This window comes from Actinomadura sp. NBRC 104412 (assembly GCF_030269515.1).
Taxonomy (GTDB): Bacteria; Actinomycetota; Actinomycetes; order Streptosporangiales; family Streptosporangiaceae; genus Spirillospora.
The window spans coordinates 81,841-99,975 of sequence record NZ_BSTM01000024.1; the positions used below are offsets into that span (position 1 = coordinate 81,841).

The following is an 18,135-nucleotide window of genomic DNA, read 5'->3' on the forward strand; positions in this document are numbered from 1 at the left end:
TGACCTATTGCCCTTGGTCAACCCTTGTGTCTCCCCATGTGAGATGGGCGCGCCCCCTCAAGCCGGCCGATCAATGCACTGAATCCACGCGCGTCCAGCAAGGTGGCGTACTTGCGTCCGATGTCCCGCAGATTGGCCTCGTGCGCGGCGGCGTCGCGGTCGGCCACGCAGTCCACCGGGATGGTCACGTCCAGGTCGTAGGAGAACGCGTCGGTCACGGTCGCGCGGACGCATCCGGAGGTCATCATGCCGACCACGACCAGCTCGGACACCCGCGCCGACAGTAGCTGGCTGATCAGCGGCGTGCCGAAGAACGCGCTCGGCTTGCTCTTGGTGAGCACGACCTCGCCCGGCCGGGGGGCCAGGCGCGGCGCGATCTCCATCGCGAGCTCCGCGACCTCCGGCGGATCCCGCTTCCATCCGTTACGCCGCAACCATCCGCCCCGCTCGACGGTGGACAGCGGGCTCGCCGTGCTCGTGTGCCACCGCTTTCCGCCCCGGGTGAACCAGATCGGCAGCCCGGCCGTCCGGGCCGCGTCGAGCAGCAGGCGGCACCGCTCCGCGGCCGGCGGCCCGTCCGGCTCATGGCCGGGCACGGTTTCGTCGGCGAGCGCGCGCACCATGTCCACCACGAGGACCCCGAGCCCTCCCCCGCCCTGCCGGTCAGCGATGTCGGTCATGCGCCCTCGCCCCTCCGTGTTTCAGTCCGGCCGCCGGTCCTCCGGCCAGTCCGGAATCGTCGCGTCCGGAGCCTTGGCCAGTTCCTCCGGCGGCTCCTCCAGCAGGACCAGCGGGTCGAGCAACGCCTGCATCGTCGTGAGCATGGTCTCCATCAGGTGCATCCGGACCAGCCGCGCCGGTCGCTCCGCGTCGTCGTTGAAGTGCTGGTGCCAGAGGAAGTGGTCGACGACCAGCAGGTCACCCGCCTCCCAGGGCTCCTCCCGGCCTCCGGTGGGCTGCTCGCCGAAGTAACTGTGCCCGCGGCCCTCGACGACATAGAGCAGCGCCTCGCCCGGATGGCGGTGCTTGGCCTGGAACAGCCCCGGCCCGAGCTGGACCATGACCATCGTCAGGCCCGAGGTGCGCGAGCCGATCGAGGGGTCCACCAGGAACTTGCTGCGCGTCCCCTTGGGATTGGGACGCAGCTCGATCTCGTCGTAGTCGGTGTGCAGCCGCCCCCGGCGCCCGCCGGTGGCCTCGGTGGGATCCGGCCGATCCGCGGGCAGCGTCCAGGCCGCGCCCAGCGACTCGAAGACCGGCCGCGAGCTGCACGACAGCAGCACCGCTCCGCGCGGGTCGTCGGTGCCGTGCCGGAACGCCGCCCAATGCGGCACGTGGACGGCGTCCCACGGCCGCCAGGACACCCGGCGGCCGTCGATCTCGGTCCACCCGGTGCCCGACACCACCAGGTAGATGGTGTCCCAGGACTCCCGGCGGGCGGTGCTCACGGCACCCGGTTCCAGCCGGTACTCCGTGCAGTCGACCAGCCTGGTCGGCCGTCCGGCCGCGGCGCCGATGTACTGACCGGCGGTCACGCCCGGTCCGGCCTGGCGGTGCTCGACATCACCGGAGCGGATCACGGTCTGCCGGTGCGCCCGCCAGTCGTCGGCCATGGCCTTGCGCCGGTCCCGTTGCACCTCGTAGTGCGAACGGGTCTCGGTTCGCGTCCTCATCGTCGGCCCCCGTTCACTGTCCCCGGTACGACTCCTCCAGCAGGGCCCGGTACGCCGGCGGAGCGCGTAGCACCGACTCGGCGACCTTCCTGGCCTGCGCGCCGTCGACGAACTCGATCGGCTGACCGGCCTGCTTCATCGAGCTCAGGAACTCCGGGTCCTTGCTGACCGCGGCGAAGGCCCCCCGCAACGCCGCGAGCCGGTCCTCCGGTACCCCGGGAGGCGCCAGTACGAGCCGACCCATCTCCTGCATGGTGATGTGCGCCTTGGCCAGCGCCGCGTTCGCCGGGTCGAGCCTGATCTCGGAGAGGGCCGGAACGCCGGGGAGCTCCGGCACCCGCTTGGCTCCGATCACCAGCACGGCGCGCTGCTCGCCGCTCTTGATCGGCGGCAGCCTGGTGCTCAGCGTGCCGCTGGTCGCGTCGCAGTCACCGGAGGTCACCGCCAGCTCGGTCTCGGCCGACCCCTTGTAGCCGGTGATGATCCTGCCGTCGATGCCGAGCACCGGGAACAGCACGGTCGCGTCGATGTGCTCCGACCCACCGGGGCCGGAGCTGGCGAACCGCAACCCGCGCGCGGCGCGCATCGCGTCGATCGAGGTGTGGGTTCCCTTCGCGCGGACGTTCAGGACACGTGGGTCGGCCGCCACCCGCGCGACGAATCCGAACTTCGGGAGCTCGAAGGTCGCGCCCTTGGCCTTGCCGAGCACCGCGCCCGCCATGCCCTGGCCGCTGAAGATGCCGATGGTCAGCCCGTCCGGCCTCGCCGAGAAGACCTTGTTCGCGGCGAGCAGCCCGCCGGCGCCGTCCAGGTTCTCGACCACCACGGTGGCGCCGAGCCGCTTCTCCAGGTGTTTCGACATGGCGCGCGCGATCATGTCGTAGCCGCCGCCGGTACCGTACGACACCACGAAGTGGAGGGTCTTACCCTTGAAGGCCGCGCCGCCGCCACCGCCGGTCACCTGTCCACCGCCGCAGGCGGCGGTGAGGCCGACGAGCAGGATGACGGCCGCACGTAGCAGTTTCCTCATAAGTGCCTTTCGCTCGAGTGCGTCCGGCCCGGCCCCCTCCGCTCCGGGAACCGTGCCGGACGGCCCTTCCGGGGGGTGTGGGGGGTCGCCCCCCACAATGACTCGCCCCCCACAATGACTCGTGCAAAGGGGCAAAGCCCCAAACGGGGGTGCAGGGGGCGGAGCCCCCTGCCGGGGGTGTCGGGGGCGGAGCCCCTGACCGGCGAAGGGCGTGGCCCGGAGCGAGCCCTGCGAGCGCAGGGCCACGCCCTTCGCCCAGCGGGGGGTGTGGGGGGTCGCCCCCCACAATGACTCGCCCCGCTCACGCCCCTTCGCGGACCAGACGCTGGAACGCCTCGGGCGACGAGAGCACCGCGCCGACGATCCGCGCCGTCTCGGGGCCGGAGAGGGGCACGATCGACCGCTTCTGGCGGGCGGCGGCCTGGGCGACGCCGGGGTCCTTCAGCGCGCAGTCCAGCGCCGCCCGCAGCCTGGTCAGCCGGCCGGCGTCCATACCCGGCGGACCGACGACCCCGCGGCCGGTGGCGGCCAGCGCGACGAGCGCGTCGACGATCGGCTTCTGCGCGGGGTCCGCGGGCGGGTAGTCCGCAGTCGTCGGCGTGTCGCTGACCGGTGCGCCCGCCTTCGGGCCGATGACCAGCAGCGGCCGCACGGAGCCGGACCGAAGTGCCGCGAGCTGGCTGTCAAGGGGCAGGATGTGCGCGTCCGCCTTCCCCGAGAGGACGGCGGCGCGCGCCTCGCCGGACCCGGCGAAACCAGTGATCACGGTGCCCGGGAAGCCGTACACCTTGGGCAGGATCACGGAGTTTATGTACTCGTTGCTGCCGGGACCGGTCGCGACGAACCGTATCGGGGTCCTGCTCTTCCGGATGTCGTCGAAGGTCCGGAACCGGCTGTTGGCGGCCACCACCAGGACGTTCGGCTCGGTCGAGACCCGGCCCAGCCAGCTGAACCGCTCCAGCCGGTACCGGGCGCCCTCGTCCCGGGCGATCTGGCTGCTGACCGCGCCGACGGTGTTGACGATCTGCAGCCGCAGCTCGGTCGGCTTGGCCACGAAGGTCTTGCTGGTCGCCACCAGGCCGCCGGCGCCCGGCTCGTTGCGGACCACGACGGTGGCGCCGGTGCACTTCTCCATCGCCGGTGCCAGCAACCGGACGTAGATGTCGTACCCGCCGCCGGGCTCGTAGGGCACCACGAAGTCGATCTTCTTGCCCTTCAGCCCGTCCTGGCCGCCGCCCGTGGTGGACTGGCCGCCACAGCCGCTCAGCAGGATGACGATGGCGGTGAGGGCCGCTGCCCGTTTCATGATCATCTCTCTCCTGCGTAGGCGTTCTTCATGATCGATCGGAACTCCGGCGGCGCGGAGAGCACCTGCCGCACCAGCCGGTCGACGTCCGCGCCGGACATGAAGTTGATCGGACGCCCGGTCTTGGCCGCCTTGTCGGCGAAGGTCCTGTCCTGGAGGACGCTCTGCAATGTGGTGCGCAGGCAGCTCAGACGGTCCGCCGGGATCCCCGGCGGACCCACGATGGGCCGGCCGAGCGACAGCAGGTCGACCTGCGCCTGTGCCAGTGCGCGCTGCTGTGGGGTCATCCGCAGTTCCATGAGCGCGGGCGTGCCGGGCAGTTGCGGGTCCCGCTCGGGGCCGAGCAGCAGCAGCGGCCGGTGGTCGCCGTTGCGGATCGCCGGGAGCCGGCTGTCGAAGTCGCCGGTCATCCCGTCGACCTTCCCGGAGGTGACCGCCAGCTCGTTCTCCTCCGAGCCCTCGAAGCCGGTGACGATGTCCGCCCGGAGCCGGAAGATCGCCTTGAGCATCTGGCCGTTGACGAAGTCGGCGGCTCCGGGACCGGTCGACCCGTACCGGAAGCGATCGGCGGCGATCACGTCGTCGAAGCTCTTGAAACGGCTCTTCGCCGAGGTGGAGAAGATGTGGTACGAGGCGCCCACCCGGCCGATGTAGGAGAGTTTGTCCAGACCGAACCGGACGCTCTGCGATTCCGCGACCGCGGCTCCGCCCACGCCGACCGCGTTCATGATCGCCAGGCGTCTGCCGTCCGGTTTCGCGGTCACCAGCGAGTTGATCGCGAGCAGGCCGCCGGCGCCGTCCCGGTTCTCCACGATCACCTTGGCCTTGAGCCGCGTGGCCAGCTCCGGCGCGATCATCCGGGCGTAGGAGTCGTAGCCGCCGCCCGGGCTGAACGGCACGACCAGCGAGAGCGTCTCCCCCTCGAATGCCGCGCAGCCTTGTGCGCCACCGGTCGTGGTCGTCTTTCCGGAGAGATCGCAGGCGCCGAGCAGCGACACGGTCACGGCGGACGCGGCGAGCAGTGTGGGCACGGTGGTCTTCATCAGAGGACTCCAGCCGGCATCGGCACAGCGAGAAGGCGGGTGAAGGCGAGCCACAGCACGCCGCCCGCCACCGCCGCGTACAGCGCGGCGGCGGGCCAGCTCGCCTTACCGGCCGTGCGCAGGTAGGCGAGGGCGAAGACGGGAACGATGACATAGATTCCGACCAGCCACAGGCCGACGAAGAACCCGGCCACCCAGGCCACGGCCGCGGTCCAGGCCCGGGCACCGGCGCTGCCGAAGACGTACTCCAGGCTCTGGTCGTCCTGCTCCTCGTCGTCGGCGTGCACGGGCCGGGCGGCGGGTGGTTCCACCGGCCCGGACCGAGCGGGACGCCACAGCAGGACGGCGAACTGGATCAGCTTCAGGACCGAGAAGCAGATGCCCGCGACGGACAGCAGCCTCGGGAAGAACGCCGCCCGGAACGGCCAGTCCCGCGCGAGCAGGAAGGCACCGGAGAAGACGCCGAGCAGGATCACGGTCATCACCACGTCGCCGGCCCGGATCCGGGCGGGCGCGATGTCGTCTGTCGAAGGCATCAGCCACCTCTTACGATGTCTTTCTCGGGGGCGGGCGAGTCGGCGGCCGTGTCCGCGCCGACGCCGCCGCGGCGCCGGCGCCGGGCACGGATCCGGGGCCACAGCAACACCAGGACCAGGCATCCCCCGATCGCGATGACCGCGGGGTCCTTCAGCCAGGACCAGCCCTCCAGGGAGTGGGACAGGAACAGGTACCGTTCGGCCAGCCCGCCCAGGACCACGGCGAGCAGGAAGGGCACCCGCGGCCAGCCCCAGTGGATGGCGATCACGCCGAACACCGCGGCCGCGATCATCACGAGGATGTCGTTGAAGCTGTTGTTGGCGGTGAACGCGCCGATGCCGAGCAGCACGAGCAGGAACGGCACCAGCCAGGTCCCGGGGATGAACGTCAGCTTGACCAGGTGCCGGAGCAGCAGGAACGAGACGGCGACCGCGATCAGGTTCGACAGCACCAGGATCCAGACCATCGAGAAGGTCACGTCCACGTGCGTGGTCAGCATCTCCGGCCCGGGGTTCAGCCCGGTGATCAGGAACGCGCCCAGCAGCACGGCGGTCCCGACACCGCCGGGAAGGCCGAACGCGACGGTCGGGATCAGCGACCCGGCGTCCTTGGCGTTGTTGTTGGCGCCGGCGGCGATCACGCCCTCGATCGCGCCCTTGCCGAACCGCTCGGGCCTCTTGGACGTCTGCTGGGCGACGCCGTAGGCGATGAACTGGGAGACGGTGCCGCCCATCCCGGGGATGAGCCCGATCCCGACGCCGATCGCGCTGGACCGCACCACGACCGACCAGTGACGCAGCGTGTCGCGCACACCGGTGCCGATCCCGGCCAGCCTGCCCGTCGGGCGGCGGTTGGCGATCGAGGTCTTGCTGAGCATGAGCTGCAGCACCTCGGCGCCGGCGAACAGCCCGACCACCAGTGGCACCAGGTCGATGCCGTCCCACAGGTAGAGCTGGTCGAAGGTGTAGCGCGGCACGCCGGCCTGCGGGTCGATGCCGACCAGCGCGACCAGCATCCCGAGGGCCGCCATCAGGAAGCCCTTGAGGATGTCACGTCCCGACAGCGTCACGACGAACGTCAGCCCGAGCAGGGTCAGCATGAAGAAGTGCGGCGGTCCCAGGGCGAGCACCAGCGGCCGCACGATCGGCACGGAGAGGGCGAGGAAGAAGGCGCCCAGCAGCGCGCCGATCGCGGAGCTGAACAGCACCGCGCCGAGCGCCCGGCCGGCCTCCCCCCGCTTGGTCAGCGGGTAGCCGTCGAGGACCGCCGCGGCCGAGGTGGCCTCGCCCGGCACGCCGAGCAGTACCGAGGTGATGTCGCCCGTGGTCGCGGTCACCACCCACATGCCGAGCAGGAACGCGAACGCCTGCACCGGTTCCATGTCGTAGATGAACGGCAGCATCAGGGCGAGGGTGACCGCACCGCCCAGGCCAGGCAGGATGCCGACCATGAAGCCGATCGCGATGCCGAGCAACGCCAGCAGGAACGTCGCCGGTTCGAGCACTTGAAGGAAGCTGGAAAAGAACGCCTCGAGCATCGGCACCTTCTTGTCGGATGGCCTGACACCCCGATGTCGGGCGACCGTACGACAGGTTCACGCTCGTCGTAGAGCCACCCGTCTCACTTCATGAGCAGCCTTCGGGCCGCGCGCCCACGCCCCTGAGGTACTCGACGACCGTGTCGAGATGGGTGACCGCGGCGTACTTGAGGTGCATGTCGAAGAGGTTGACCTTGTGGCAGAGCTCGCTGCGGTCGAAGGTGGCCTCCTCGACCACGAGGACCTTGAAGCCGAGCGAGTAGGCGTCGACGACGCTCGCACGCACGCAGCCGCTGGTGCTCTCGCCGGCGACCACCAGCGTGTCGATGTCCAGTTGCCGCAGCCAGGTGGCCAGGGGCGTCCCGAAGAACGCGCTCGCCCGGCTCTTGATGACCACCGGCTCGGTCGGCAGCGGAGTGAGCGGCTCGACGAACTCGTAGCCGGCGGCCTCGTCCTCACCCGGCTGCCGGCGGCGCTGGGTGGTCGCGCCGACCCGGCCCTGCGGCCGGGATTCGCCGGTCGTGTGCAGCACCGGCACGCCCGCGCCACGGGCGGCGGCGAGCACCGTCTCAAGCGGTCCGAGCGCGTCCCAGGCCGCCGTACCGCAGCTCGCCGGGAACCTGTCGATCGCCTCGGCGACCGACTGCCGGCGGTCGCCGAACACCTTGCGGTAGCAGTCGATGAGGAGCAGCGCCGGCCTGCCTCCCGGTGTACGGTCGCCGCCGTACCTGCTCGCGACGAGCCGCTCCTGCGGGCCGATCAGGTCGTCCCAGCAGTGCGTTCGCGGTGCCTCAGGCGGACTCATGCGCCGGTACCTGGTAGCCACGCACCAGCCGGCCCTTCACCGCCACCGCCGCGGCGACCGCGATCGGGACGACGCCGCCGAGGCTGAGCGCGGCCGCGGGCCCCAGCAGGCCGGCGGCGCCGCCGATGTTCAGGTCGCCGAGCGCCGGGCCGCCCCGGGAGGCGATCTGGTAGGTCGAGGTGACCCGGCCGCGCATCGCGTCCGGTGTCTCGATCTGGACCGCGGCGTGACGGATGGTGGTGTGCAGCGCGTCGCACAGGCCGAGGCCGGTCGCGGCGACCAAGGCCAGGGACACCATCGGCGCCTGCCCGAGCCCGATCGCCATCAGCCCGTACGCGGCGGTCGAGCCGAGGACCACCACGCCCGACCGCACCTTGTCGATCAACGGGAACACCAGCGCCGATCCGATCAGCGCCCCGAGCGCGGGCGCGGCGGCCAGCAGGCCGAAGCCGGCCGCTCCGACGTGCAGTACGTCGGTCGCCAGCGCCGGCAGCACCGCGCGGTAGGCACCGAACAGCGTGCAGACCAGGTCGAGCCCGATCAGCTGGAGGATCAGTGAGCGTTGCCGCAGCCATGCGAATCCTTCCCGGATGTTGGTGAGAACACTGACCTGACGGGTCTCGCCTGGGAGTGGGGGGACCCGGAGGACCTGCATGATGACGATCAGCACCAGGAAGGTGGCGACGTCGGCGAGGTACATCCCGGCGGGCCCGAACCCGGCGATCAGCAGGCCGGCCAGCGCCGGGCCGACCAGGATCGCGATCTCCCGGGACGGGTTGATCAGCGCGAACGCCTTGACCAGGTCCTTCTCGGGGACCAGCGCCGGGATGATCGCCTGGCGGGCCGGCCGGTCGAAGGTCTCGGCGGCGGTGTTCAGCAGCACCGCGACCAGGATCAGCGCCGGCTGGATCGCCCCGGCCAGCGTGAGCACCGCCAGGCCGAGGCTGACCAGGAGCGAGAAGCACTGCATGAGCTGCACGATGCGGCGCCGGTCGACCCGGTCCGCCCAGGCACCGCCGAGCGGCGACAGGACGATCAGCGCGACCGCCTGGAACAGCCCGATCAGGCCGGTCCGCAGGGCCGAGCCGGTCAACTGGTACATGTGAAAGAGATTCGCCATGAACGTGCCCCGGGTGCCGATCTCGGTCAGCACTACGCCCGTCCAGTACAGGTCGAATCTGCCGCTCCGCAGCGGTGCGGGGATCGCCATCGGCGGCCTCAGGCGGCGCCGGCGTCGAGCGCCGCGGCCACCTGGCCGACGGTTCGCACGCGGCACATCCGCGGGAACACGTGCTCGATGAAGAAGCGCCGTTGCCGCTCGTATCCGGTCAACCCGTCGGAGACCACGATCACCTGGTAGTCGAGGTCACGCGCCGCGAACGCCGTGCTGGCGATGCCCACGTGGGTGGAGCCGCCGACCAGCGCGATGGTGTCGACACCGCGGCTGCGCAGGCTCAGGTCGAGGTGCGTCTGGTGGAACGCGCTCCACCGATGCTTGGGCACGTCGTAGTCACCGGGCTGTGGCGCGAACTCGGCCAGCACCGCCATCGACTCGGGCGGGTGGGCGAACCCGAACCGCTGGCCTTCGGGCCCCCAGGGGATGAAGCCCTCGTCGGTGTCGGTAAGGGTGCGGTTGGCATCGGCGCCGTCAGGACGGTGGTCGGCACGCGCGTAACAGATGGGCACGCGGTGCCGCCGGCAGTGCCCGATGAGTTCGCGGATCGGTTCCAGCGCGCCGGCCTGCTCGATCCGTGGCCGGTAGCACTCCAGCATGTCGAACACGACCAGCGCCACCTTGGCCGGGTCGAGACGCTCCGTCATCCGTGGCTCCTTGTCGCCGACGCCGTCGACCGCTCCCTCTGACGGGAACCATGCGGGGGGTGGAGAGGGCATGCTTGCCAAGCTCCACGGCATAATGGTAAGACCATATGGTCATAGCCCAAAGGTGTCAATCCGTGCAGCCCGCACAGGAAAGACCCCCGCAAGGAGGCAAGTGGCCCATGGCGACACCCCCGTCAACCACCGTGCTGAAAGCCTTCGAGCTGCTCGATCTGTTCGCCGAGCGACCCCTGCTGGGAGCCGGCGAGGCCGCCCGCCTGCTGGGGGTTCCGCGGGCCACCACGCACCGGATGCTCGTCACCCTGCGCATGGCCGGTGTCCTCGAGTCGAACGAGTACGGCCAGTACCTGCTCGGGCTGCGGCTGTTCGAGCTCGGCTCGTTCGCCCCGCTGCGCCGGCGCCTGCACGACGTCGCGGCGACACCACTCGAACGGCTCTCCGCCGAGGTCGGGCTGCCGGCGCTCCTGTCGGTCCGCGACGGCGACGACCTGCTCTGCCTGGAGAAGGTGGACCACCGCCGGTCCAACGTGCCCGGACGGGTCGGCCAGCGCGGCCCACTGCACGCCATCGCCGCCGGCAAGGTCCTGCTCGCCTACGCGCCGCGCGCCGTCGTCGAGCGGTACACGGCCGGGCCACCGGCCCGGTTCACGCCGCACACACTGGTCGAGCCGGAACGGCTCCTGGCCGAACTCGACACGGTGCGCGACCGCGGCCTGGCCTGGGAGCACGACGAGCACTATCTGGGCGTCTCGTCGGTGGCCACCGGAATCTGGAACCGGGCCGGACAGATCATCGCGGCGATCTCCGTCTCGGCGGGCACCCTGCCCGACCGGCGACGGTTCCGGTCCGTGGAGCGCCCGCTGCTGGCCACCGCCACCGAGATCCAGCGCCGGCTGGGGTGGCATCCGGTCGGGAGGGACACCACCGACATGGCCGGACTCAGCGCCTGACACGCAGGTCGATCGGAAGCGGAGGTCGAGCGGAAGCCGAGGTCGAGCGGGGGCGGACGTCTACTTGGCCGATCGCGCACTGCGCAGGATGTCCTCGTAGCGCGCTTCCCACTGCTCGCCTTCGGCGACCAGCTTGCCGATGTCGACCGTCACGGTCTCGATCCCGTCGAGCGCGCCCTTCTGCAGGTCCGCCCGCGCCGGGATGCGGTGTTCGCCGATCATCAGCTGCTGGCCGTCGCTGAGCACCCATTCCATGAAGAGCAGCGCGCTGGCGGGATTCTTGGCGTTGCGCAGCAGGGCCACCCCGTTGGGACGGATGACCAGCGGCTCCACCACCGGCGTACGGGACAGCGGCGCCCCGGTGTCGATCAACTGGTCGACGAGGTGGTTGTAGACGCTCGTCGAGAGGCCGTGCTCGCCCGAGCCGAGGAACTGGGCGTGTGTGGTGTTGCCCTCGACGGCGGTCGAGTTGGCGGCGATCCTGCGGAACAGGTCATCGACCTGTGCCTGGGTCTTGCCCTTGCCGATGAAGTACTGGGACAACGCCATGTACCACTCGAACGCCCGGCTCTCCATGATCGTGACTCCGGCGAACCGCTTGTCCGCCAGATCCTCGAAGGACTTCGGCGGCTGCTTCACCACCCTGGTGTTCCAGGACACCGTGAACATGTTCAGCCGGCTTCCGACCCAGCCCTTCTGCTTGGCGGCGGGGACCAGCCCGTCGTCGGCCGGGCCTTCGTACGGACGCAGAAGGCCCTCGGTGTTCGCGGTGGCCAGTTCCTCCGCGTTGCTGTCATAGAGGTCGGCCGACGACCGCCTGGCCTTGGTCTCCTGCAGCAGGCGTTGCAGGACCTGGTTCGCCTTGGCCCGGTAGACGCTCACCTGGATGCCGTACTTCTCGGTGAACTTCTTGGCCTGGTCCGCGAGGTCGGTGTTGGAGGTGTAGACGCTGAGCTTGTCCTCCTTACGGGCCAGTTCCAGCAGCTTCTGGGTGCGCGCGTTCCCCTCCAGGCCCTTCAGCCGGCCGAGCACCGCGGCGTACGGGTCCCGGTCCCCGCCGGACCCCGCTCCCTTCTGCGTCGGGGAGCCACCACATGCCGCCAGGCAGAGGGCCACCACGAGGGCGACGCCGGTTCGTGCGGCCGGGGCCTTCGCTGCGAACTGCACCATCGGATCACGCTCCTGATCGATGTGATCGAGATCGCGACCATGGTCGCCCCGAACCCGCCGTATCCCGCCGGAACCAGCCCACTATTCGAGACGCCTCGCTGTGGCCGGGCTTGGCGGCCTCCGTACCGTGGTCAGCCAGCCCTCAGCGAAGGAGCGCCCCGATGCGTGCTCTGATGATCGCAGCCGTTCTCGTCCTCTGCGCCGCCTGCGGCGGGTCCCCGACAGCCGAGCAGGGATCCGGTGGGCAGGCGGCCTCCGGCGGCGACCGCTACGCGCCGATCGCCGCGGCGGTCAAGGGACTGGACGGCCAGGCGCGCCGCGCCGAACTGGTGGAACTAGCGAAGAAGGAGAAGCAGCTCAAGTGGTACACCTCGCTCAATGAGGACGTCGCCCGGAAACTGCTCGACGCGTTCACCAAGGCCACCGGCGTCCGCGTCACGCTCTACCGCGCGGGTAGCGAGAACGTCCGCAACCGCGTCCTGGAAGAGGTCAAGGCGGGCTTCGCGGGTGCCGATGTCGTCGAGACCAACGGACCGGAGATGGTCGCGATGGCCGACGGCAACGCCTTCGCCCCCTTGAACGCGCCGGTCACCGCGAACCTGGTCGAAGGGTCGAAGCGGCCGACCTGGACCGTCTCCCGGTTCAACATCTTCGCGGTCGCCTGGAACACCGACCTGGTCAAGCCCGGCCAGCAGCCCACCACCTACGCCGATCTCGCCGACCCCAAGTGGGACGGCAGGATGGCGATGGAGATCGAGGACTATGACTGGTACTGGGCGCTGCGCGAGTACCTGACCACCGACGGCGGGATGACGCCCGCCCAGGTCCAGGACTACTTCAACAAGATCGCCGACGGAGCGGCGTTCACCAACGGCCACACCACGATGCGCCAGTTGCTGGTCGCCGGCGAGTACGCCCTGGTCACCAGCGACTACAGCTACGGGATCTCCGAGGTCGCGGCCGACGGCGCGCCGGTGGCCTGGAAGGACCCGAAGCCGGTGCAGCCGCTGTTCGCCCGGCCGAACGGTGTCGGGCTCGTGCGCAACGCGGCCAACCCGGCCGGCGCCCAGTTGTTCGCCGAGTGGCTGCTGAGCGACGGCCAGCCGGTCCTGCGCGACAGCAACATCGATCCCAGCCGGAAGGACCTGCTGAACACCGGGAGCGCCGACGTGCGGGTCATGGACATCGAGAAGTATCTGAAAGAGGAGGACGGGGCCATCAAGGAGTACGAGGCGATCGCCCGCAAGGGCAAGAAGGTGGGCGGCAATTGAACCGCGCCGCCGCCACGGCCGGAGGGCTTCGATGAGCGTCACCGAGACCGGCACCGACCGGACCCCCGTCGAGGTGCCGGTCGGGCCGGCCGCGGACCGGACCGCCGGTTACGTGTCCGACCACCTCGTCGACCTGCTCCGCTCCCTCGGCTGCACGTACCTGCCGCTGAACCCGGGCTCCAGCTTCCGCGGCCTGCATGACTCACTGGTGAACCACGGCGGCAACCGCGATCCGCAGTTGCTGCTCTGCCTGCACGAGGAGATAGCCGTCTCGCTGGCGCACGGCTATGCGAAGGCCACCGGCGGGGTGGCCGTCGCGGCGGTCCATGACCTGGTCGGCCTGATGCACGCCAGCATGGCCGTGTACGACGCCTGGTGCGACCGGGCACCGCTGCTGCTGCTCGGCGGCGGTGGCCCGCTGACCACCACCGCGCGCCGCCCGATCGACTGGCTGCATTCGGCGGCGAACCAGGCCCAGTTGGTCCGCGACTACGTGAAGTGGGACGACGAGCCCGCCGATCCGCAGGCGCTGCTCGACGGGGTGGCCCGCGGGCATCAGCTTGCCGGGACCGCCCCCACCGGGCCGGTGTACGTCACCGTGGACGCCGATCTGCAGGAGCAGCCGGCGCCGCCGGAGGGTCTCCACCTACCCGACCTCCGCCGGTGCCTGCCGCAGCCCGGCCCGGGCGCGGATCCGGACCAGGTGCTGGCCGCGGCCCGGCTGCTGGTCGCGGCCGAGGCGCCACTGATCGTCGCCGGCCGGGTCGGCCTGCGCGCCGAGGCCACCGCACCGCTCGTCGAGCTCGCCGAGCTGCTCGCCGCCGCGTACCAGGACGCGCCCAACACCGTCTGCTTCCCGACCGCGCACCCGCACAACCTCAGCGGCGACCCGGCCGTGCTGGACACCGCGGACGCCGTGCTGGCCGTGGACCTCGCCGACCTGCGCGCGGTGAGGCCGGTCGGCTCATCCCGGGAGCCGGGCGCCGCGGGTACTGCGTCCACCGACCGCGATCTGGTCGCGATCACCCTCGATCCGCTGGCGCCGAGCGGTTGGTCGCACGCCGGGCAGGCGCCGGTGCCGATCGACGTGCCGCTGCTGGCCGAGCCGCTGACCGGCCTCCGGCAGCTCCGCGACGCCGTGGCCGACCTGGTCTCGGCCGAGCCGCCGGACCGCCGGCGGGTTCGCGAGCGGCGCCGCGAGAACGTGGCGGCCCGGCACCGCGAACTGCGCGCGCGACAGCGGGCCGCGGTCGAGGGCGTCCGCGGCCAGGCTCCGATCGCCCCGGCGTATCTGGCCGCCGCGGTGTGGGACGCCGTCCGGGACCGGCCGTGGCTGCTCACCCTGCGGAACACGCGAAGCTGGCCGGAAGGGATCTGGCAGTTCCCCGGCGGCGGCAGCTTCCTCGGGCACAGCGGCGGCGGCGGTGTCGGCTACGGCCCCGGTGCGATGGTGGGGGGTGCGCTCGCCGCCCGCGACAGTGGCCGGCTGCCGGTGGCGATCATCGGCGACGGCGACCTGCTGATGGCGCCCGGCGCGCTGTGGACCGCCGTCCACTACCGCATTCCGCTGCTGATCGTGGTCAACAACAACCGCTCCTTCCACAACGACGAGGAGCACCAGTACGCGGTCGCCCGGCACCGCGGCCGTCCGGTGGACAACTCCTGGATCGGCATGCGGATCGACGGGCCCGCGGTCGACCTGGCCGCCATGGCCAGATCGTACGGGGCTTGGGCGGCCGGGCCTGTGACCGATCCGGCCGCCCTTCCCGCCGCGCTCGGCGACGCGCTCCAGGCCGTCGACGAGGGACAGGTGGCGCTGGTCGACGTGCACACCGCGCCGCGACCGAGAACCAGGCGTTGACCCTTTCCCGCACGTCCGCAACGTCCGTAACGTCCCAGAAAGGGGGAAGCGGCGTGCCCGCTTCGGCGCGAACGGCCGGAGTCCGCACGCCGCGATCTCGATGACCGCCGCCACCGAACGCCCGACCCGACCACGGCAGATGTACATCGGCGGACAGTGGTGCGATGCCGCCGACGGCTCGACGATGGTCAGCCTGGACCCGGCCACGGAGGAGCCCATCGGCACGGTGCCCATCGCCGCTCAGGCCGACGTGGACCGGGCGGTGGCCGCCGCGGCCGCGGCCGCACCGGAGTGGGGCGACCGTCCCTGGCCGGAACGCGCCGCGGCCCTGCGCGCCCTCGCCGAGAGGATCGACGCCGCGGCCGAGGAGCTCGCCGCTCTGGACACGGCCGACGCGGGGCTGCCGATCAACGGCAGCCGCGGCGACGTACGCTCCGCGGCGGACGAGATCCGGTACTTCGCGGGACTCGGTGGCGAGGCCAAAGGGGCGACGTTGCCGTCCACACCGGCGCAGCTCGCGATGAGCCAGCGCGAACCGTACGGCGTCGTCGGCCGGATCGTGCCGTTCAACCATCCGTTCAAGTTCGCGGCCGGGAAGTGCGCGGCGCCTCTGATGGCCGGCAACGCGGTGGTCCTCAAACCGGCCGAGCACACCTCGCTGTCCGCCCTCCGGTTCGCCGAGCTGGCCGCCGGGCTGCTCCCGCCCGGAGTGCTCAACGTGGTCACGGGTCCTGGCCGGGTCGGCGCGGCACTCGTCGAGCACCCGCGGGTCGAGCGGATCGCCTTCACCGGCAGCGTGCCGACCGGCCGGGCCGTCCTGCGCGGCGCGGCCGACCACATCAAGCACGTCACACTGGAGCTCGGCGGCAAGAACCCGATGATCGTCTTTCCGGACGCGGATCCGCGGCGGGCCGCCGCGGGCGCGGTCGCCGGGATGAACCTGCGCCGCTCGATGGGCCAGTCCTGCCAGTCCAACTCCCGCATCCTGGTGCACCGGTCCATCCGGGAGACGTTCCTCGCCGAGCTGGTCGAGCAGGTGAACGCGCTGACGGTCGGGAACCCGCACGACGAGGCCACCGACCTCGGACCGCTGGCGTTCCGCGAGCACTACGAGCGGGTGCTGCGCTACGTCGCGCTCGGTGTCGAGCAGGGGGCCCGGCTGGTCGCCGGAGGCCGGCGGCCGCTCGGGCTGGACCGCGGCCACTACCTCCAGCCGACGGTGTTCGCCGACGTCACGCAGGACATGACGATCGCCACCGACGAGATCTTCGGCCCGGTGATGGCCGTTCTGGACTGGCAGGACGAGGACGAGATGGTCGAGCTGGCGAACGCCGTCGACTACGGGCTGACCGCCAACATCTGGACCGACGACCTGCATCGGGCGCACCGGACCGCGCGGCGCCTCCAGGCCGGCACCGTCTGGGTCAACGGCACGGGCCGCAAGCCGCTCGGCACCCCGTTCGGTGGCTACAAGCACAGCGGGCTCGGGACCGAGAGCTCGCTCGACGAGCTGCTCAGCTACACCCGGCTGAAAAGCGTCGTGGTCAACCTGCGTCAGTGAACGGGCTCACGGCTCCGGTATCTCCACCGCCGTACCCCGGGTGAGGTGCCGGCTCATCACCGCCCGGGCCGTCACCCGATCGCGGCGCGCGATCGCCTCGACCAGCTCCCGGTGGTCCTCGACGGTGCGCTGGTGCGCGTCCGCCGCGGGTTCGCGCGCACGCAGCGCCGCCATGCGCAGCGGCCCCCGGAACGACCCGGCCATCCGGGCCACCGCGCCGTTGTGGGCCGCCTCGGCCAGCCGTGCGTGGAACTGCTCGGCGGTGCTCCGGTCGTACTCGCCGTCGGCGAGCGACCGCTCGGCCCGTTCGCACACCGCCCGCAGCGCCTCGAGGTCCTGCTCGGTCGCCCGTGCCAGCACCAGGTCGAGGATGCCCAGCTCCATCACCAGGCGGGCTTCGGCCACGTCTTCGGGGTCGATCGGCGCCAGCGTGAGCAGGTCGTTCAGCCGCTCCCCCACCATCTCGTCGGACGGCGCGGTGACGAACGCGCCGCCGCCGGCCCCCACCTTGACCGACATGAGGCCCTGCGCCTCGAGGATCCGCAGCGCGTCCCGGACGGTGACCCGGCTGACCCCGAAGTCCTTGGCGAGCTGCCGTTCCGAGGGCAGCCGGTCGTGCGGCGCGAGCCGGCCGGATCGCAGCAGCGCGACGATCTGGTCGACGATCTGCTGGCTCACCCGGCCGGAGTTCACCGGGGTGAGGTGGTCGCCGGCGTCAGTCACGCCCGACCGCCTCGCCGGAGGTCCGGGCGCCACCGAGCCTGGCCGCCGTCCGGCCGAGGTGCGCGCTCATCAGCCGGTCGGCGGCCGCGACGTCCTGGCGCCGGATCGCCTCCACCAGGGCACGGTGCTCCCGCACGCCCCTCGCCCCCATCTCCGGAGCGACGTCCATGGCCCGGCTCAACGACATCAGCAGCGGTTCCTGGAACGAGTTGACGAGCAGTTCGATCGCGTCGTTGTGCGCGCAGGACGCCAGCCGGATGTGGAACTCGGCGGAGAGCGCGACATCGTGACGGCCCTCCTCGACCGCTGTGACCGACCGGTCGCAGATCTCGTCGAGCGCGGCCAGATCGTCGTCGGTACGGCGCCGGCAGGCCAGCGGGACGGCACCGCGCTCGATGATCATCCGGGCCTCGGTCACCTCCTCCGGCGACAGGTCCGACAGCAGCATCATGTTGGTGAAGCCGTCACCGACATGCTCGGGTCCGGGCACCCGGACGAAGGCACCACCGCGGGCTCCGACCCGGATTTCGATCAGCCCGGTGGCCTCCAGGGTGCGGAGCGCGTCACGGACCGTGACGCGACTGATCCCGAACCGCTGGGTGAGCTCCCGCTCCGACGGCAGGCCATCGCCCGGACGGAGGCGGCCGGCGTGAATGGCCTCCTTGATCTGCCTGACCACGTCATGCGAGGCGCGGACGACCTGGAGCGGCTTGAACAGTCCCGCGACGGCCCGTCCGCCGTCGGGTTCCGACGCCATCGCACGCTCCCTCACTATGGTCTTATGGTCAGTCATTAGTATATTCTTTCCGTACGACAGTTCTCCAACCTC

At 71.2% G+C, this 18,135-nt stretch carries 17 protein-coding genes; 4 read left to right on the forward strand and 13 right to left on the reverse strand.

Annotation, left to right across the window (positions count from 1 at the left end):
- Positions 1 to 17: 17 nt before the first annotated feature.
- From QSK21_RS26100 to QSK21_RS26145, 10 genes are all read right to left on the reverse strand, one after another.
- Positions 18 to 680, reverse strand: a complete 663-nt coding sequence (locus tag QSK21_RS26100) for a cysteine hydrolase family protein (protein WP_285699700.1) — start codon at positions 678 to 680, stop codon at positions 18 to 20.
- A 21-nt stretch (positions 681 to 701) separates the two neighbouring features.
- Positions 702 to 1,673 carry a cupin domain-containing protein gene (locus QSK21_RS26105; RefSeq protein ID WP_285699701.1) on the reverse strand — a complete coding sequence of 324 codons (972 nt, stop codon included), beginning with the start codon at positions 1,671 to 1,673 and terminating at the stop codon, positions 702 to 704.
- Positions 1,674 to 1,686: 13 nt separating this feature from the next.
- Positions 1,687 to 2,703 carry a Bug family tripartite tricarboxylate transporter substrate binding protein gene (locus tag QSK21_RS26110; RefSeq protein ID WP_285699703.1) on the reverse strand — a complete coding sequence of 339 codons (1,017 nt, stop codon included), beginning with the start codon at positions 2,701 to 2,703 and terminating at the stop codon, positions 1,687 to 1,689.
- 301 nt (positions 2,704 to 3,004) lie between these two features.
- Entirely contained in the window at positions 3,005 to 4,009 is a 1,005-nt protein-coding gene (locus tag QSK21_RS26115; RefSeq protein ID WP_285699704.1) for a tripartite tricarboxylate transporter substrate-binding protein, read from the reverse strand.
- 2 nt (positions 4,010 to 4,011) lie between these two features.
- A complete protein-coding gene (locus tag QSK21_RS26120; RefSeq protein WP_285699705.1) occupies positions 4,012 to 5,052 on the reverse strand; it encodes a Bug family tripartite tricarboxylate transporter substrate binding protein in 1,041 nt (346 codons plus the stop codon).
- The gene (locus QSK21_RS26125; RefSeq protein WP_285699706.1) at positions 5,052 to 5,588 is read right to left on the reverse strand and encodes a tripartite tricarboxylate transporter TctB family protein; all 537 of its coding nucleotides are present in this window, start codon (positions 5,586 to 5,588) and stop codon (positions 5,052 to 5,054) included. The genes QSK21_RS26120 and QSK21_RS26125 overlap by 1 nt, the downstream gene beginning before the upstream one ends.
- On the reverse strand, positions 5,588 to 7,126 hold the full coding sequence (locus tag QSK21_RS26130; RefSeq protein ID WP_285699707.1) for a tripartite tricarboxylate transporter permease: 1,539 nt from the start codon (positions 7,124 to 7,126) through the stop codon (positions 5,588 to 5,590). Before QSK21_RS26130 ends, QSK21_RS26125 begins: the two co-directional genes overlap by 1 nt.
- Before the next feature lie 88 nt (positions 7,127 to 7,214).
- Positions 7,215 to 7,931 (reverse strand): cysteine hydrolase family protein, encoded by a 717-nt coding sequence (locus tag QSK21_RS26135; protein WP_285699708.1) that lies wholly within the window; start codon positions 7,929 to 7,931, stop codon positions 7,215 to 7,217.
- Positions 7,918 to 9,141, reverse strand: a complete 1,224-nt coding sequence (locus QSK21_RS26140) for an MFS transporter (protein ID WP_285699709.1) — start codon at positions 9,139 to 9,141, stop codon at positions 7,918 to 7,920. The genes QSK21_RS26135 and QSK21_RS26140 overlap by 14 nt, the downstream gene beginning before the upstream one ends.
- A gap of 8 nt (positions 9,142 to 9,149) precedes the next feature.
- A complete protein-coding gene (locus QSK21_RS26145; protein ID WP_285699710.1) occupies positions 9,150 to 9,752 on the reverse strand; it encodes a cysteine hydrolase family protein in 603 nt (200 codons plus the stop codon).
- Between the two features lie 179 nt (positions 9,753 to 9,931).
- Between QSK21_RS26145 and QSK21_RS26150 the strand changes: the two genes are divergently transcribed.
- Positions 9,932 to 10,720 carry an IclR family transcriptional regulator gene (locus QSK21_RS26150; RefSeq protein ID WP_285699711.1) on the forward strand — a complete coding sequence of 263 codons (789 nt, stop codon included), beginning with the start codon at positions 9,932 to 9,934 and terminating at the stop codon, positions 10,718 to 10,720.
- Positions 10,721 to 10,780: 60 nt separating this feature from the next.
- Here the strand turns inward: QSK21_RS26150 and QSK21_RS26155 are convergent, their stop codons facing one another.
- Positions 10,781 to 11,890 carry an ABC transporter substrate-binding protein gene (locus QSK21_RS26155; protein WP_285699712.1) on the reverse strand — a complete coding sequence of 370 codons (1,110 nt, stop codon included), beginning with the start codon at positions 11,888 to 11,890 and terminating at the stop codon, positions 10,781 to 10,783.
- 161 nt (positions 11,891 to 12,051) lie between these two features.
- Here QSK21_RS26155 and QSK21_RS26160 point away from each other — a divergent pair, with 161 nt between their 5' ends.
- The 3 genes from QSK21_RS26160 (at position 12,052) to QSK21_RS26170 (ending at position 16,583) form a co-directional block, all read left to right on the forward strand.
- A complete protein-coding gene (locus QSK21_RS26160; RefSeq protein WP_285699714.1) occupies positions 12,052 to 13,161 on the forward strand; it encodes an ABC transporter substrate-binding protein in 1,110 nt (369 codons plus the stop codon).
- Between the two features lie 31 nt (positions 13,162 to 13,192).
- Positions 13,193 to 15,022 (forward strand): thiamine pyrophosphate-binding protein, encoded by a 1,830-nt coding sequence (locus QSK21_RS26165; protein ID WP_285699715.1) that lies wholly within the window; start codon positions 13,193 to 13,195, stop codon positions 15,020 to 15,022.
- A gap of 100 nt (positions 15,023 to 15,122) precedes the next feature.
- Complete coding sequence (locus QSK21_RS26170) at positions 15,123 to 16,583, forward strand: aldehyde dehydrogenase family protein (protein ID WP_285699716.1); 1,461 nt, start codon at positions 15,123 to 15,125, stop codon at positions 16,581 to 16,583.
- A 6-nt stretch (positions 16,584 to 16,589) separates the two neighbouring features.
- Here QSK21_RS26170 and QSK21_RS26175 read toward each other — a convergent pair whose 3' ends face one another.
- Together QSK21_RS26175 and QSK21_RS26180 are read right to left on the reverse strand one after the other, a co-directional pair.
- A complete protein-coding gene (locus tag QSK21_RS26175; protein WP_285699717.1) occupies positions 16,590 to 17,306 on the reverse strand; it encodes a FadR/GntR family transcriptional regulator in 717 nt (238 codons plus the stop codon).
- Positions 17,299 to 18,063: a FadR/GntR family transcriptional regulator gene (locus tag QSK21_RS26180; protein WP_285699718.1), complete on the reverse strand. Its 765-nt coding sequence runs from the start codon at positions 18,061 to 18,063 to the stop codon at positions 17,299 to 17,301. Before QSK21_RS26180 ends, QSK21_RS26175 begins: the two co-directional genes overlap by 8 nt.
- Positions 18,064 to 18,135 lie beyond the last annotated feature (72 nt).